19 protein-coding genes and 1 tRNA gene are annotated in these 15,292 nt (G+C 66.0%); 15 read left to right on the top strand and 5 right to left on the bottom strand.

Annotation, left to right across the window (positions count from 1 at the left end):
* Positions 1 to 8: 8 nt before the first annotated feature.
* The 5 genes from VO57_013850 to aroA are packed head-to-tail and all read right to left on the bottom strand — an operon-like array spanning position 9 to position 3,705.
* On the bottom strand, positions 9 to 629 hold the full coding sequence (locus tag VO57_013850; protein XBL69203.1) for a d(CMP) kinase: 621 nt from the start codon (positions 627 to 629) through the stop codon (positions 9 to 11).
* A complete protein-coding gene (locus tag VO57_013845) occupies positions 626 to 1,636 on the bottom strand; it encodes a proline iminopeptidase-family hydrolase (protein ID XBL69202.1) in 1,011 nt (336 codons plus the stop codon). The genes VO57_013850 and VO57_013845 overlap by 4 nt, the downstream gene beginning before the upstream one ends.
* Positions 1,633 to 1,896 carry a permease gene (locus VO57_013840; GenBank protein XBL69201.1) on the bottom strand — a complete coding sequence of 88 codons (264 nt, stop codon included), beginning with the start codon at positions 1,894 to 1,896 and terminating at the stop codon, positions 1,633 to 1,635. The genes VO57_013845 and VO57_013840 overlap by 4 nt, the downstream gene beginning before the upstream one ends.
* Positions 1,893 to 2,339: a DUF411 domain-containing protein gene (locus VO57_013835; protein ID XBL69200.1), complete on the bottom strand. Its 447-nt coding sequence runs from the start codon at positions 2,337 to 2,339 to the stop codon at positions 1,893 to 1,895. Before VO57_013835 ends, VO57_013840 begins: the two co-directional genes overlap by 4 nt.
* 25 nt (positions 2,340 to 2,364) lie before the next feature.
* Positions 2,365 to 3,705, bottom strand: coding sequence for a 3-phosphoshikimate 1-carboxyvinyltransferase (gene aroA / locus VO57_013830; protein ID XBL69199.1), 1,341 nt, complete (start codon positions 3,703 to 3,705; stop codon positions 2,365 to 2,367).
* 146 nt (positions 3,706 to 3,851) lie between these two features.
* On the opposite strand from aroA, the gene VO57_013825 reads away from it, so the two are divergent.
* The 15 genes from VO57_013825 (at position 3,852) to VO57_013755 (ending at position 15,257) form a co-directional block, all read left to right on the top strand.
* Complete coding sequence (locus VO57_013825; GenBank protein XBL69198.1) at positions 3,852 to 4,184, top strand: TIGR02300 family protein; 333 nt, start codon at positions 3,852 to 3,854, stop codon at positions 4,182 to 4,184.
* A gap of 77 nt (positions 4,185 to 4,261) precedes the next feature.
* Positions 4,262 to 4,337 (top strand) — tRNA-Ala (locus VO57_013820).
* Between the two features lie 138 nt (positions 4,338 to 4,475).
* Positions 4,476 to 5,963 (top strand): signal recognition particle protein, encoded by a 1,488-nt coding sequence (gene ffh, locus VO57_013815; GenBank protein ID XBL69197.1) that lies wholly within the window; start codon positions 4,476 to 4,478, stop codon positions 5,961 to 5,963.
* Positions 5,964 to 6,001: 38 nt separating this feature from the next.
* Complete coding sequence (gene rpsP / locus VO57_013810) at positions 6,002 to 6,457, top strand: 30S ribosomal protein S16 (GenBank protein XBL69196.1); 456 nt, start codon at positions 6,002 to 6,004, stop codon at positions 6,455 to 6,457.
* 131 nt (positions 6,458 to 6,588) lie between these two features.
* The gene (gene rimM / locus VO57_013805; GenBank protein ID XBL69195.1) at positions 6,589 to 7,068 is read left to right on the top strand and encodes a ribosome maturation factor RimM; all 480 of its coding nucleotides are present in this window, start codon (positions 6,589 to 6,591) and stop codon (positions 7,066 to 7,068) included.
* Between the two features lie 6 nt (positions 7,069 to 7,074).
* Positions 7,075 to 7,407 (top strand): hypothetical protein, encoded by a 333-nt coding sequence (locus VO57_013800; GenBank protein XBL69194.1) that lies wholly within the window; start codon positions 7,075 to 7,077, stop codon positions 7,405 to 7,407.
* A gap of 126 nt (positions 7,408 to 7,533) precedes the next feature.
* Positions 7,534 to 8,265 carry a DUF5818 domain-containing protein gene (locus VO57_013795; GenBank protein ID XBL69193.1) on the top strand — a complete coding sequence of 244 codons (732 nt, stop codon included), beginning with the start codon at positions 7,534 to 7,536 and terminating at the stop codon, positions 8,263 to 8,265.
* Positions 8,266 to 8,303: 38 nt separating this feature from the next.
* On the top strand, positions 8,304 to 8,855 hold the full coding sequence (locus tag VO57_013790) for a hypothetical protein (GenBank protein XBL69192.1): 552 nt from the start codon (positions 8,304 to 8,306) through the stop codon (positions 8,853 to 8,855).
* A 13-nt stretch (positions 8,856 to 8,868) separates the two neighbouring features.
* Complete coding sequence (locus VO57_013785; GenBank protein ID XBL69191.1) at positions 8,869 to 9,696, top strand: TIGR04222 domain-containing membrane protein; 828 nt, start codon at positions 8,869 to 8,871, stop codon at positions 9,694 to 9,696.
* Positions 9,697 to 9,751: 55 nt separating this feature from the next.
* Positions 9,752 to 10,072 carry a hypothetical protein gene (locus VO57_013780; GenBank protein ID XBL69190.1) on the top strand — a complete coding sequence of 107 codons (321 nt, stop codon included), beginning with the start codon at positions 9,752 to 9,754 and terminating at the stop codon, positions 10,070 to 10,072.
* Complete coding sequence (locus VO57_013775; GenBank protein ID XBL69189.1) at positions 10,069 to 10,488, top strand: hypothetical protein; 420 nt, start codon at positions 10,069 to 10,071, stop codon at positions 10,486 to 10,488. Before VO57_013780 ends, VO57_013775 begins: the two co-directional genes overlap by 4 nt.
* Positions 10,489 to 10,492: 4 nt before the next feature.
* On the top strand, positions 10,493 to 11,239 hold the full coding sequence (gene trmD / locus VO57_013770) for a tRNA (guanosine(37)-N1)-methyltransferase TrmD (protein XBL69188.1): 747 nt from the start codon (positions 10,493 to 10,495) through the stop codon (positions 11,237 to 11,239).
* The gene (rplS, locus tag VO57_013765) at positions 11,236 to 11,622 is read left to right on the top strand and encodes a 50S ribosomal protein L19 (protein XBL69187.1); all 387 of its coding nucleotides are present in this window, start codon (positions 11,236 to 11,238) and stop codon (positions 11,620 to 11,622) included. Before trmD ends, rplS begins: the two co-directional genes overlap by 4 nt.
* Positions 11,623 to 11,832: 210 nt before the next feature.
* A complete protein-coding gene (locus VO57_013760) occupies positions 11,833 to 14,073 on the top strand; it encodes a DPP IV N-terminal domain-containing protein (GenBank protein ID XBL69186.1) in 2,241 nt (746 codons plus the stop codon).
* A complete protein-coding gene (locus VO57_013755) occupies positions 14,070 to 15,257 on the top strand; it encodes an APC family permease (GenBank protein ID XBL69185.1) in 1,188 nt (395 codons plus the stop codon). Before VO57_013760 ends, VO57_013755 begins: the two co-directional genes overlap by 4 nt.
* The last annotated feature ends 35 nt before the right edge of the window (positions 15,258 to 15,292 follow it).

Here is a 15,292-nt window from a genome sequence, read left to right as displayed (position 1 = left end):
TAGCGGATTTACCCGCGCGCCTGTTCGACCGCTTCGATGGCGGCGGCGATGGCGGCGTCCTTGCCGAGCGCGGTGGTATCGAGGACGAAGGCGTCGGGCGCGGGCTTCAGCGGCGCATCCTTACGGTTCATGTCGCGCTCGTCGCGGCGTTCGATCTGCGCGCGGATTTCGTCGCGCGTCAACTCGCGGCCCTGCGACTGCATCTCGGCAAAGCGCCGGTCAGCCCGCGCGTCGAGCGAGGCGGTGACGAACAGTTTTACCTCCGCATCGGGGCAGATCACCGTGCCGATATCGCGTCCGTCGAGCACCGCGCCGCCGGCCTGCTGCGCGAAGGCCCGCTGGCGTTCGAGCAGCGCCGCGCGCACCTGCGGGTGGATCGAGACGCGACTGGCATAGCCGCCGATTGCCTCGCTGCGTAGTTCCGGATCGGACAGCAGACTGTCGGGAAAGTCCGCCGCCGCCAGAGCATCCGCTTCGCTGTCGGGGGCCTTCCCGGCAAGCTGCACCTGCCGCCCGACCGCGCGGTAGAGCAGGCCGGTATCGAGATATGGCAGGCCGAAATGCGCGGCGATGGCCCTGGCAAGAGTGCCCTTGCCGCTGGCGGTGGGTCCGTCGACGGCGACGATCACGGCGCGTCGTGCCTCGCGAGCCAGGCGCGCAGGATCGCCTCGCTCTCCATCGGACGGTCGGTGAAGAAGCCGTGCGCGGCTCCGGGGACCACGCCGAATTCGGCGCCCGGCGTCATCTTCACATAATCCTGCACGGTGTCGATGCGCGCCTCGTCATACTGGCCGATCAGGAACAGCGTGCGCGAACCGTCGATTTCGCCAAGCAGCGGGACCGCGTCGTAGGTCTTGAGCGAACCCTTGGAGCGAAACTCGCTCGGCCCCCACATCGCGTTGTAGATCACCGGGTTGAAGCCCTGTCCGCCGATCCTTTCGGAATAGGCGCGCAGCGCGGCAGTCGCCGGTTCGCGGCGGTTGAACTCGGCGTAGAACGCATCGGTTGCTGCGGCGCATTGTTCCGCAGGTGGGGATGCGTCGGTCTCGCATGCGGCGATGGTCTGCTGGACATCCTGCGGCAGGTCTTCGAGCAGGATGTTGGCATCCGCGATCCACCGCTGGGTATTGATATAGGTCCCGCCGAGCACGGTGGAGGCGACGTGTTGCGGGTACTTCGCGGCATATTCCAGCGCGATCGCCGAACCCCAGCTGTGGCCGACCACGTGCCAGCGCTCGATGCCGAGCGTCCGGCGGATCGTCTCCAGTTCCTCGACAAACCGCTCGACCCGCCAGTTGGCGGGATCGTTCGGGTGATCGGACTTCCCGCTGTCGAGCTGGTCGTAGAGGACTACCGCGCGCTCGTCCGCCAAGCCCAGCATCGAGGCGAGGCCGTTATGCGTGCCCCCCGGGCCGCCGTGGAGGAACACCACCGGGGGGGCGGCGTCGAGATCGCCGTTGACGCGCACGTATACGTTGCCGCCTTCTACCGGGACCATCAGTTCGCGGTCGGGCGCGGCGTAGGCTTCGACCGCAACGGTCTGAACCGAGGCGGGGGAGGGTGATGCCTCGGGCGGAGGAAGCGTAGCGCATCCCGACAGGGCGAGCGCGGCGGCGACTAGTATGGTGCGGATCATGGCTGCTTCGCGGCCTTCTTCTCACGGATCGCCTTGGCGATGCCCCAGATTGCGATCGCGGCCCAGAAGCCTTCGAGTACGAGGCTGGGCCAGTTGGTGTGGACCAGCAGGCTCACCGTCAGCAGCGCCGCACCCACTAGGTTGGTGCCGTGCAGGATATAGGGGTTCGCCGCCTTGCTGGCGGTGAGATAGAAATAGGCCCCGATGATGCAGGCCATCCCGACGAAGCCGACGAGGCTGTAGATGTCGAGCCCGGTCATGTCCCGGGGTAGCTTGCGAAGACCGAGCGGCCCTTTTCGCCAAAGGCGATGACCTGAAAAGCCTGCTTGTGACCACCCATATCCATGCCCGGCGAACCCATCGGCATACCCGGCACCGCGAGACCCTTTACGCCGGCGGGGCGCTCTTCCAGCAGGCGGGCGATGTCGGCGGCGGGGACGTGGCCTTCGATCACGTAGCCATCGACGATCATCGTGTGGCAGCTCCACAGATCCTGCGGCACGCCGTTGGCGGTCTTGATCGCTGCCATGTCCTGCGTCGGCACTTCCGCAATGTCGGCTTCGTTTTCTGTGCGAACATGCTCTGCCCACATCTCGCAGCATCCGCAGTTCGGATCGCGGAACATTTCATATGTGGCGGCCTGGACTGCGGTCGAGCAGGCGGCCAGCGCGATCAGCGCGGGGGCGATCAGGCGGAACATCATGGGCGGATCCCTTTTCTGGATGCGATCACAGGGTTTGCGACGAACTAGTCTGTTCGAGCAGGCTTTCAAAGCCGGGGAAGCTGGTCGCGATGGGGCTGGTGTCGTCCACTTCCACCCCGTCGCGGCTGACCAGCCCTGCGACCGCCATGCTCATCGCGATGCGGTGGTCCAGATGCGTCTTTACCCGGGCATTCGCGCTACCGCGCAGAGGCTCGCCGCCGGTGCCGTGGATCGTCAGCCCGTCCTCACGCTCTTCCACCCGCGCGCCGATCGTCTCCAGCGCGGCGGTCATGGTGGCGAGGCGGTCGCTTTCCTTGACCCGCAATTCGTCCAACCCCCGCGTTACCGTGGTGCCTTTGGCCAGAGCAGCGGCGACGAACAGCACAGGGAATTCGTCGATCATGCTCGGTGCGAGGGCTGGATCGACCTCAATGCCGGTCAGGGGCGCATGGCGTACGCGCAGGTCTGCGACGGGCTCTCCGCCGACCTCGCGCGCGTCGAGCTCTTCGATATTCGCGCCCATCTGCCGCAGCACATCGACCAGCCCGGCACGGGTCGGGTTCATGCCGACATTGCGGATCGTCAGGTCGCTGCCCTCGACCAGCGTGGCGGCGACCATAAAGAATGCGGCAGACGAAGGATCGCCCGGCACGGTGAGGATCTGGGGGCGCAGGTCGACCTGCCCGGTCAGGCATATCACGCGCGCGCCGCTGTCCTCGCCAATCTCCAGCTCAGCGCCGAAGCCGCGCAGCATGCGTTCGGAATGGTCGCGGGTCGGCACCGGCTCGATCACCGAAGTGACGCCCGGTGTGTTGAGCCCGGCGAGCAGCACCGCGCTCTTCACCTGCGCGCTCGCGACGGGCAGGCGGTAGCGAATCGGCACGGCAGGATGCGCGCCTTCCAGCATCAGCGGCATGGTGCCGCCGGGGCTGGGGGTAAAGCGCGCGCCCATCTGGCTCAGCGGATCGATCACGCGGCCCATCGGGCGTTTGGACAGGCTCGCATCGCCGGTGAAGGTCACGGCGATCCCGTGGCTGGCGACCAGCCCCATCAGCAGGCGGGCCGAGGTGCCGCTGTTGCCGCAGTCGATCGCGGCCTCGGGTTGCAGCAATCCGCCGACGCCGACGCCGTGGACGTGCCAGGTCGCATCGTCGTCGCGGTGGACATCCGCGCCCATCGCCCGCATCGCGGCGGCGGTCGCCAGCACGTCCTCGCCTTCGAGCAGTCCGGAAACGCGCGTTTCGCCCACCGCCATCGCGCCCAGGATCAGCGAGCGGTGGCTGATCGACTTGTCGCCGGGCACTGTGATGCTCCCGCGCAAGGGGCCGGCAGGGCGGAAGCGATGGGAGGCGGCGGTGTCATTCATGCGCGGGCGGCTTTGACACCGGCATTGGTGCATGGCAAGGCGCGCGCCATTCTTGATTCGGGGCGGTGGCGGCCCCAAGTCAGCCCTCACGGAAATTCACATCGGCGCGCGCGAAGATGGCAGCGCCCGCAACAAGGACATCTCTCATGGTCAAACCCGAATGGGGCACCAAGCGCACCTGCCCCAAGTGCGGCACGCGTTTCTACGATCTGGGCAATGAAGACCCGGTGACCTGCATCGAATGCGAGAACACCTGGACGCCCGAGCCGGTGCTCAAGTCGAAGCAGCCGATTCCCTTCGAGGAAGAGAAGAAGAAGAAGGACGAAGAGGCCGACAGCGATCTGGCCGATGACGATCTGGAGGATATCGACGTCGATGACGACGACGATTCGCCGGATAACGAGGTCGATCTGGGCGGCGACGACGATCTGGGCGTCGCCAAGTCCAAGGGTGACGACGACGATAACGACGACACCTGATTTTTCGTATCGCAGGCGGATATTCCGCTTGCAAAGGGGCGCCGTGCTTTCTAAACGGCGCCTCCCACAACCGGCACGGGGCCTTAGCTCAGCTGGGAGAGCGCTACAATGGCATTGTAGAGGTCAGCGGTTCGATCCCGCTAGGCTCCACCACCGGTTCGAAGGGTAGTTCGCTACCCTGATGTGAGTTTCAGAAGGGGCACCGCCCCGACGCTGGCCGACGAGGTTTCGTCCGCCGGCGTTTTTCGCGTTTAATCCGGTATCGTGCCGGAGATGGAGTAAGCGGCTAGCATGTTCGACGCACTGTCGGATCGCCTTGGCAATACCTTCGACCGCCTGCGCGGGCGTGGTGCCCTGCGCGAACAGGACGTGCGCGATGCGATGCGCGAAGTGCGAATCGCGCTGCTCGAAGCCGACGTTGCGTTGCCTGTCGCGCGCGACTTCATCGAGCGGGTCACGGAAAAGGCCGTTGGCGAAGCGGTCCTCAAGTCGGTGACGCCGGGCCAGCAGGTCGTCAAGATCGTCAATGACGAGCTGGTCGCGATGCTGGGCGGTTCGGACAGCGAGGACGGCCACGTTCCGCTGACGCTCGACGCCAAGCCGCCGGTCGTCATCATGATGGTCGGCCTGCAGGGCTCGGGTAAGACGACCAGCACGGCCAAGCTCGGCAAGCTGATCCGCGAGAAGCACGGCAAGAAGGCCATGATGGCCTCGCTCGACGTCAATCGCCCGGCTGCACAGGAACAGCTGGCGGTGCTCGGCGAGCAGGCGCAGGTCGACACGCTGCCGATCGTCGAAGGCCAGCAGCCGGTCGACATCGCGCGCCGCGCGCTCGAATCGGCGAAGCTGCGCAATGTCGACGTTGTCCTGCTCGACACCGCAGGCCGCCTGCATGTCGACGAAGCGCTGATGGCCGAGATGAAAGCGGTCGCGAGCGTTGCTACGCCGACCGAAGTGTTGCTGGTGGTCGACAGCCTGACCGGCCAGGACGCGGTCAACGTTGCGCAGAGCTTCTCCGACGAAGTGCCGCTGACCGGCGTGATCCTGACTCGGATGGACGGCGATGCGCGCGGCGGTGCGGCGCTTTCGATGCGCGCGGTCACCGGCAAGCCGATCAAGTTTGCAGGTGTCGGCGAAAAGCTCGACGCGCTCGAAGCCTTCCACCCGCGCCGGGTTGCCGAGCGCATCCTCGGCATGGGCGATGTCGTTTCGCTGGTCGAGAAGGCTGCGGAATCGATCAAGGTCGAGGAAGCCGAGCTTCTCGCCAAGCGGATGGCCAAGGGCCAGTTCGACCTCAACGACCTGCGCATGCAGCTCAAGCAGATGCAGAACATGGGCGGTCTTGGAATGCTCGCAGGCATGATGCCCGGCATGAAGAAGGCCAAGCAGGCGATGCAGGCCAGCGGCATGGACGACAAGGTGCTGGTCCACATGGATGCGATCATGGGCTCGATGACGCCCAAGGAACGCGCCAATCCCGCGCTGCTCAACGCCAAGCGCAAGAAGCGCGTCGCGGCGGGCAGCGGCACGCAGGTGCAGGACGTGAACAAGGTGCTGAAAATGCACCAGGAAATGTCCCGCGCGATGAAGCAGATCAAGAAGATGGGCGGGATGAAGGGCCTTGCCGCGATGCTTGGCGGAGGAGGCGGAATGGGCGGCCTTCCCGGCATGGGCGGCAAGGGTATGCCCCAGATCCCGGGCATGGACGGTCAGGGCATGGGCGATGTCGACATGAGCAAGCTGCCGCCCGACCTGCAGAAGCTTTTGCCCAAGAAATAACCGAAAACGATTTAGATTAAGACCAAGGACGAACCGAAATGGCTATTGCACTCCGACTTTCCCGTGGCGGCGCCAAGAAGCGCCCCTATTACCGCATCGTCGCCGCCGACTCGCGCTATCCGCGTGACGGCCGCTATCTGGAGCAGATCGGCACCTACAACCCGCTGCTCGCCAAGGACGACGAGAAGCGCGTCCAGCTGAACGAAGACCGCGCCAAGTACTGGCTCGGCGTCGGCGCCCAGCCGAGCGACCGTGTCGCCCGCTTCCTCGATGCCGCCGGCATCCGCGAGCGTGCCGCGCGCAACAACCCGAACAAGGCCGAGCCGGGCGAAAAGGCCAAGGAACGCGCCGAAGAAAAGGCCGCCAAGGAAGCCGAAGCCGCCGAAGCGCTGAAGGCTGCCCAGGAAGCTCCGGCTGAAGAAGAAGCCAAGGCTGAAGAAACCGCCGCCGAAGCTCCTGCTGAAGACGCCGGCGAAGAAAAGGCCGAAGGCTGATGACATCTCCCTCTCCCCGCAAAGGGAGGGGACGCGGGAGAGGGTCGGGGAGAGGGGGCGAGGCCCGAGGCGCATCGCCGTCCGCTTCCCCCCTCCCAACCCTCCCCCCGAGCGGGGGGAGGGCTATAGTATTGGCCGCCGTCACCGGCGCGCACGGGGTGGCGGGCGAGGTCCGGCTCAAGCTGTTCGGCGATGATGTCGATGCGCTCAAGGCGCACAAGACCTTCAATGACGGCCAACTGACCGCCTCCAAAATCCGCTCCGACAACAAGGGTGGGGCGATCGCCCGCTTCGCCGAGGTGCCCGACCGCACCGCCGCCGAAGCCCTGCGCGGCACCTTGCTCAGCGTTTCGCGCGACGCGCTGCCGGCGCTCGAAGAAGGCGAGTTCTACCACGCCGACCTGATCGGCCTCCCGGTGGTGACCACCGACGGGGCCGCGGTCGGCCACGTGATCGACGTCGCCAATTACGGCGCGACCGACATTGTCGAGATCGCGCATGATCCCGTGCCCGAAAAGGGCCCGAAGACCTTCATGGTCCCGATGATCCCGACTGCCGTACCCGAATGGGATGACAAGCGCCTTGTGATCGCCGCCGAATTCGCGGATTAAGGACGCATGTTCGCTATTGTCGGCCTGGTCGCGTCCCTCGGGTTTGTGGTCGCTCTGACCGTCGGTATCGCCTTTCTGCTCGATATTATCGCCGCTTCGACCTCATGGAAGGCGCGGGCCATGTGGACGGCGTTGATCGCCGCCTTCGTGCCCATGTCGCTGCCGATCATCACGCTCGTGAGCGAAACCGGTTTCCGATCTGAGGTGGTCGCGCCGCTGGCGGCGCTCGTCATCGGTGCGCTTTTCATTGCCGTAGTGGTCTGCTTTCCGGTCGCCTATTTCTTCTCCAGGAAGCGCGCTGCTGGCCGAGAGCCGGTTTCCGAAAAGGTGTTCGACTGATCGTGAAGGCTCGTTGCCGCGACGGCGTATTAGTGCGCAGCTTATCGATGGTACCGGGATCGGCGGAGACTTTCGGAACATCGCCCCCGCCTTGCACACTGATCGGGCATGACGACATTCAGGAATATGACGAGCCTGCTCTGCGCGCCGCTGCTCCTGCTAGCCTGCGCTGGGCCTTCGGACGAGAGCGGCGAAAGCGCCGATGAGCCGGACGACGAGATGATCGCTGCACCCGGTGACAACTCCAGTAACCCGGCAGCGGGCATTCGCCCCTCCGGGCAGCCGGACCTGGTGACGGTCGAGGGCAGGATTGCCAAAGGCGTCGAATGCCTGACGCTGAAGACGCCTGATGGCGAGACGTGGGCGTTCAACGCGGGCGAGGCGGATTTCCGGCCGGGTGACTATGTCGAGATCACCGGCGAGGTCGCCGATGCCAGCTTCTGCCAACAGGGGACGGGCACGCTGATCCCGCAGCGGATCGAGGCTAGGAGTCCGCCAGCGCGCGATCGCGCCCCGTCCCGAGCGGGCGGGCTTGCGGTGACGGGCGATTATGTCCGGGGCAATTGGGCGGCGAAGGGGCTGAACGCCAATTGCGCCAAGCCGGATTTCGCTGTCAGCGCCAATTCGCGCGGGATGAGCATCATCGAAACGCGGGTGAACGGCTACCCCGAAACCGGCGTGGTCGATGTCGGCCCGACACCTGCGCTGCAATGGGACGAACCGCTGCCCACGCTGCCGATCGAAACGCGCGGGCCCGATGGTCTTGCGGTGATGCCTGCCGCTGATGGCGAGGTGGTAACGCTTGCCGGGCACCGCATCGATGGCGACGGCGTGATCTTCGTCAAATGCGCGGATTGACGCTGGCCTGAGCGCGCCTGTGCCCCGATAGTGGGCGTATGAGCGCGTTCGAGACCGACCTGTGGCAGCGGCTGGCCGATTACGAGATCGGCCCGGCGGATGCTGCGTTCACCTTCGTCCAGCGCCTCGCCCGGGAGAACCGCTGGAGCGCGGACCATGCCGCGCGCGTCCTCACGGAATACAAGCGGTTCTGCTGGCTCGCGTGCGAGGCTGGTCACGAGGTCACGCCGTCGGACGCGGTCGATCAGGCGTGGCACCTGCACCTGACCTTCAGCCGCGACTACTGGGAGCGCTTCTGCCCGGAGGTGCTGCGCATGCCGCTGCACCATGGGCCGACTGCGGGCGGTACGGTGGAACGGACGCGCTATTACGATCAGTATGCGCAAACGCTCGCCAGCTATGAAGCGCATTTCGGTGCGCCTGCGCCGGACGATATCTGGCCCGATGCGCGTCGCCGCTTCCTAGTCGATCCCAAGGCGGTACGGGTGAACCCGGCGGACGCCTTCATCGTTCCGCGCGGCAAAGCCTATGGTTTCGTCGCGGCGATCGGGCTAGCGCTGGTCGCGCTGGCACTGGGGGTGCTGCTGTGAGGAGTGGGGCGCAATGAATATCGATCTGGCGCAATACGGCGCGGCGCAATTCATCATGCTCTATGCCGGGCTGATCGTGCTCGGCTGGCTGCTCGCGCTGATCGTGCCCGCCATCCTGCGCCCGGCAGGCGAGCCGGGCCGCCCCCGCGATTTCGGCCAGTTCGCCGCGCTGGCAAGCGGCAAGGCCCGTTATGCCGAGGCGGTGATGGCCGACCTGCTCGCTTCGGGCCGGCTGGAGCTGGAGGGCAAGAAATTCCACGTGCGCGACCGGCAGGCCGCGACGGGCGGCGCGGAAACGCGGCTGATGTCGCTGGGCGACAGCTTCGGGTGGCGGACCTTCGCGCGGGCGATCGACGGGGGCTATCAGGCGGATCGCGACGCGCTGGTCGATGCGGGCCTGTTGACCGGATCGGGCGAGGCGCTGCCGGTGCGGATCGTGGCCGCGCTGCCGATGCTCGCGATCGTCCTTCTCGGGCTCTATCGCCTGCAGGCCGGGAGCGCGGAGGGGGAGCCGGTCGGTATCCTCGTGATTCTGATTGCGCTGGGCGTGGGGGTGATCGGCTGGCGCCTGATCGCCGGTCTGCGCCGCACCCGTGAAGGAGAGCGCGCGCTCAAGGAGGCGCGGCAGGAGCATGTCGGCCTCAAGCGCGCGCCGACCCGCGACCAGATGGGGCTGGGGGTCGCGATCTTCGGCACCGCCGTGCTGGCGGGCACACCGTTCGACCCGCTGCACGCGATGCGCCACGGCGGCGGCGGGGATGCAGGCTCTACCGCAGATGGTGGCGGCGACGGGGGCGGATCGGGCTGCGGCGGCGGTGGCTGCGGCGGGTGCGGGGGATGAGCGGGCGCTTGTCCATCTGCACAACGAACAGCAACACGAATGCAATGGTATCTCGATGGAAGTGATCGCGGTGATCGTCTTTTTCGTCGTCATGCTCGTCATGGCGACGCTCGGCGCAATTCTGCTTGTTCTGTTCGCCAGGCCTGGAGCGAGCACCCGCGTACGGACCCTGTGGGCAGCATTGTTGGGGCCGGGGCTGGCCTGCGCTCCCCTGATCCTGGTGATGGCGGCGGATGGCCGTGAATTCCTGGTTGTCGGGTTTGCCGCAGCTTCGATTTTGCTGGCAGGCGCGGCGATCGTCGGGTGGCCGGTCTCGGACTTCGCGACGCGCCGTCTCGACAAGCTGACCCGCTTCGATGTGAGCACCTTTCAATGATCGCGAGCGCTGCATCTGCCTCGGTCACTGTTTCGACCGCTGAGCCTTCGGTTTTCCCGGCGTCACACCTGCTGATCATCTTCGCCGTGATCCTTCTGATCGGCGCGCTGCTCAGCGCGGCCTGCGCTTTCGTTCTGAGGCGCAGAATGTCCCGGCGTTCGACCTTGGGCCTTACCATCGCGGGTGCGCTGCCCGCTTTTGTGCTTCTGGTCGCCCTGCCGATCGCCGCCATCGCGACGTTCGGCAGGCCGTCCCTGGCAGAGGCGATCGATCTCTTTTTGCGTATGAACACGCGCGGGCAGATGCTTTACGCCAGTGCCCTCGGCGTCGATCTGCTTGCCGCCTATCTGACCATCCGCCTGGTGCGCCCCCGAGACGGCCGCGCCCGGGTGCCCGATCCGGATGTTTTCGAGTAATTGCATGACCTTCACCGCCACCGTCCTGACCCTGTACCCCGAGATGTTTCCCGGCCCGCTCGGCGTGTCGCTCGCCGGGCGTGCGTTGCGCGAGGGCGCGTGGTCGCTCGATACCGTGCAAATTCGTGATTTCGCGACCGACAAGCATCGCACGGTGGACGATACGCCTGCCGGGGGCGGGGCGGGCATGGTGCTCAAGTGCGATGTGCTGGCGGCAGCCTTGGATTCGGTTCAGCCCGTAGAGCAAGTACCCGTCCTCGCGATGACGCCGCGCGGGAAACCGATCGCGCAGGCGCGCATTCGCGAGATTGCGGAGGGGCCGGGCGTCACCATCCTGTGCGGCCGCTTCGAGGGGTTCGACGAGCGGCTGTTCGAGGCGCGCCCTTTTATCGAGGAAGTCAGCCTGGCGGACATCGTCCTGTCGGGCGGAGAGACTGCCGCAATCGCCATACTCGACGCTTGCATTCGGCTGCTTCCGGGAGTAATGGGCGCGGCTTCAAGCGGGGCCGAGGAGTCGTTCGAGGACGGCCTTCTGGAATACCCGCACTACACCCGACCTCAGGAATGGGAAGGGCGCACGATCCCCGAAGTGCTGCGATCGGGGGATCATGCGAAGATCGCGGCGTGGCGAAAGCAACGCTCCGAAGAAATGACACGGTTACGCAGGCCGGATTTGTGGGAGCGTCACACCGATGCTCCGGTCCAGTCTGCCTCTGGCGCGCAGCGAGAAACGAAGGACCAGGACCAATGAACCTGATTCAGCAGCTCGAAGCCGAAGCGATTGAAAATCTCGGCAAGGATATTCCGGAATTCCGCTCCGGCGACACCGTGCGCGTTGGCGTGAAGGTCGTCGAAGGTACGCGTGAGCGTATTCAGAACTTCGAAGGCGTCGTGATCGCGCGTTCGAACCGCGGCATGGGTTCCAACTTCACCGTTCGCAAGATGAGCTTCGGCGAAGGTGTGGAGCGCGTGTTCCCGCTCTATTCGCCGATCGTCGACAGCATCACCGTGGTCCGCCGCGGCGTCGTGCGTCGTGCGAAGCTGTATTACCTGCGCGGCCGCACCGGCAAGAGCGCGCGCATCGCCGAACGCCGCGACGTGCGCCCCGCCAAGGGCGAGAAGAAGGACGCGTAAGCGCGGCTTTCTCACAAGCGAAACAGGAAAGGGCGGTCCGGCAGGGCCGCCCTTTTTCGTTGCAAGCTTGTCATTCTCCCCCGTCATTGCGAGGAGCGTCAGCGAAGAAGCAATCCATGGCGTATCGCCCTGCATGTCGGGCGGTTGGCCACTGGATCGCCGCGCGCCCCTGCGGGTTGCGCGCGGTGACGACGGAGAGGACTTACATCAATGCGCCACCTGCTTGCCGCCGCAGCCATTCTCGCCCTTGCCACACCGCTTGCCGCGCAGGAGAGCGACGCCATGACCAGCCAGGCCACCCAGAACGCAGACCTCACCATCGAACGCGTCTTCGCCAGCCCTGGCCTCGACGGGCCGAGCCCGCGCCAGGCGAAGCTTTCGCCCGATGGCCGCTATCTCACCCTGCTGCGCAACCGCGCCGATGATCGCGAACGCTACGACCTGTGGGGCTACGACCGGCAGAGCGGCGAATGGACCATGCTGGTCGACAGCGAGGCGCTGGGTTCGGGTCGCGAGCTGTCCGAAGACGAGAAGATGCAGCGCGAGCGGGCGCGGGTCGGCAATCTCAAGGGCATCATCGCCTATCAGTGGAATGCGGATGGGTCGGGCGTGCTGGTGCCGCTGGACGGCGATCTCTACCTCGCGAAGCTGGACGGCACCGTCACTCGGCTGACCGATACCGAGGAAAGCGAGCTCAATCCCAAGCTCAGCCCGGAGGGCGAATTCGTCTCCTTCGTACGCGACCGGCAGCTGTGGGTCGGCCCGGTCGGCGGCGATGCGCAGCCGATCACGCCGAAGGAAGGCGAGCTGATCCGCTGGGGCGAGGCGGAATTCGTCGCGCAGGAAGAAATGGGCCGGATGACCGGCTTCTGGTGGAATCCCGACGACACGCGGTTGGCGGTGCAGCGGACCGACGAGAGCCCGGTGGGCGTGGTCACCCGCGCGGCGATCGGCGCGACCGGGACCAAGGTGTTCGACCAGCGCTACCCCGTGGCGGGCAGCGACAACGCGATTGTCGAGCTGTTCGTGATGGACCCGGACGGCGCGAACCGGGTGAAGGTCGACCTGGGGGACAACCCCGACATCTACCTCGCCCGGGTCGACTGGGCCCCCGATGGCAGCGCGCTCTATGTCCAGCGCCAGAACCGCGAGCAGACGCGGCTCGACATGCTCAGGGTCGATCCCGCAACCGGGGCAAGCGAGGTCTGGTTTACCGAAGAAGCGGCGCGGCCCGACTACTGGATCAACCTGTCGGACAATTACCGCTTCCTCGACGACGGGAGCCTGCTGTGGTGGTCGGAACGCGACGGCTATGGGCAGTTCTACCGCTTCGACGGTGAGGACTGGCAGCAGCTGACCAGTGGGGACGAACCCGTGACTTCGCTGGTCGGACTCAACGAAGAGACCGGCGTGTTCTTCTACCAGGCGACGACCAATGTGCTGACCCAGCAGATTTATCGCGCCCCGCTCGACGGAAAGGCGGGCGGAGCACTGCTGACCGACCCCGGCTTCACCAACAGCGCGAGCATGGACCAGCAGGGCCAGACGCTGCTCATCAGCCGGTCTTCGCCGAGCCAGCCGCCGCAAAGCTACCTCGCCGATACGGACGGGCAACGCCTGGCGTGGGTGGAGGAAAACCCGCTCGACGCAGACCACCCCTACGCGCCCTATCTCGCCAGCCATGTGTGGCCGGAATTCGGCACGCTGCCTGCGGAAGATCTCACGCCGCTGCATTACATGATGCTCAAGCCCAAGATGGAGCCGGGCAAGAAATACCCCGTCTTCATCATGCACTATGGCGGGCCCGGCCCGCAGATGGTGGATCGCGGGTGGAAGGGCGCGCTGGCGCAGGCGATCGTCGACAAGGGTTATGTCTACTTCGTGCTCGACAATCGCGGCTCGGCCAACCGGGGCGTCGCGTTCGAGCAGCCGATCTATCGCGCGATGGGCGGCGTCGAGGTGCGCGATCAGAAGGCGGGCGCGGAGTTTCTCAAGGCGCTCGACTTCGTCGATCCGGACAAGCTGGCAATCTACGGCTGGTCCTATGGCGGGTACATGACGCTCAAGCAGCTGCAGGCCGATCCGGGCCTCTACGCGGCTGGCGTGTCTGGCGCGCCGGTCACCCGGTGGGAGCTTTACGACACCCACTATACCGAACGCTTCATGGGCGATCCGAACACAGTGCCCGAAGCCTACGAAGCGGCGAGTGCGATTCCCAAAGCGACCGAGATGACTGACCCGCTGCTGCTGATCCACGGGATGGCGGACGACAACGTGGTGTTCGAGAATTCAACCGAGCTAATCTCGACCTTGCAGGAAGCGGCGGTGCCGTTCGAGATGATGCTCTATCCGGGCTACACCCACCGGGTCAGCGGGCCGAAAATCAGCGTGCACCTGTGGCACACGATCTTCGATTTTCTGGATAGCCACGGGGTAACACCGCCGGAATGAGCGAAAAGCAGTCGACCGGGGGCCAGCTCGGTCTTGCAGCGGTCTGGGCGATCGCGGTCGGCGGGATGGTCGGCGGCGGGATATTCTCGACGCTCGGCGTGGTCATTTCCAGCGCGGGGCACTGGGCCGCGCTCAGCTTCGTGCTAGGCGGACTAGTTGCCTACGCCACCGGACACAGCCTCGCCGCGCTGACCGTCGAGAAGGACGAGGCGGGGGGCATCTACACCTTCCTGCGTGATCTCAAGTTCACCCGGCTCGCCCGCTGGTCCGCATGGGTGCTGCTGGCGGGATACGTGCTGACCTGCGCGGTCTATGCCTACACCTTCGGAGCCTATCTGGGGCAGGCGATCGGCGGGCCTGCCTGGCTCCCCCCGGCGATGGCCTCTGCGGTGATTCTCGCGATGACCGCGATCAACCTGCGCGGGGCAGGGCAGGCGGCGGGGGTGGAGATCGCCATCGTCGCGATCAAGCTCGCGATCCTCGCCGCGCTGGCCGCGTTCGGTCTGTCGCAGTTCGAGGTGGAGAAGCTTTCCATCGCCCAGCAACCGGGCCTGATCGGCATCGTGATCGGCGCGGCGTCGGTGTTCATGGCCTATGAAGGCTTCGAACTGGTCGCCTACGATTATGACGAGATGAAGGACCGCAAGCGGGTGATGCGGCGGATCATGCCGCTGGCGATCGGTAGCGCGGCGCTGATTTACGTGCTTGTCGCGCTGGCGGTGCCGATGCTGACCGGCACGCAGGCGGTGATTGCCGATGGCGAGGTTGCGCTGTCCCGCGCCGGGCAGGCGGCGCTCGGCACGCCCGGGCTGATCGCGGTGACCATCGCGGCCGCACTCTCCACGGCCAGCGCGATCAACGCGACGCTGTTCAGTTCGGCCCGGCTGGCGCGCGAAGTGGCGCGGGACGGCGCCTTGCCGAGCGTGCTGGGGCGGGAAAATGCGGAAGGATCGCCTTACTGGGCGGTGCTGCTGCTTGCTGCAGGTGCGCTCGCGCTGGCGGTGATGGGCGGGCTTTCCGGCTTGGTGAGCGGGGCGAGCGTGGTATTCCTGCTCGTATTTGGCACGCTCAATGCGCTCGCGGTGAAGGAAAATGTCGGCCGACGCTGGATCACTCTGCCCGGTACGGTGCTCGCATTCGGCGCGCTGGCCGTGCTGGTGCTGCACATGCTCGGAGTGATTTGACCTAATGCTTGCGGCGCGGCGCGCTTGGCCCCATG

Source organism: Citromicrobium bathyomarinum (assembly GCA_001306305.2).
Lineage (GTDB): Bacteria > Pseudomonadota > Alphaproteobacteria > Sphingomonadales > Sphingomonadaceae > Alteriqipengyuania > Alteriqipengyuania bathyomarina.
The sequence above is the reverse complement of the archived record's forward strand: the minus strand, read 5'-3'. Positions and strand labels throughout refer to the sequence as shown.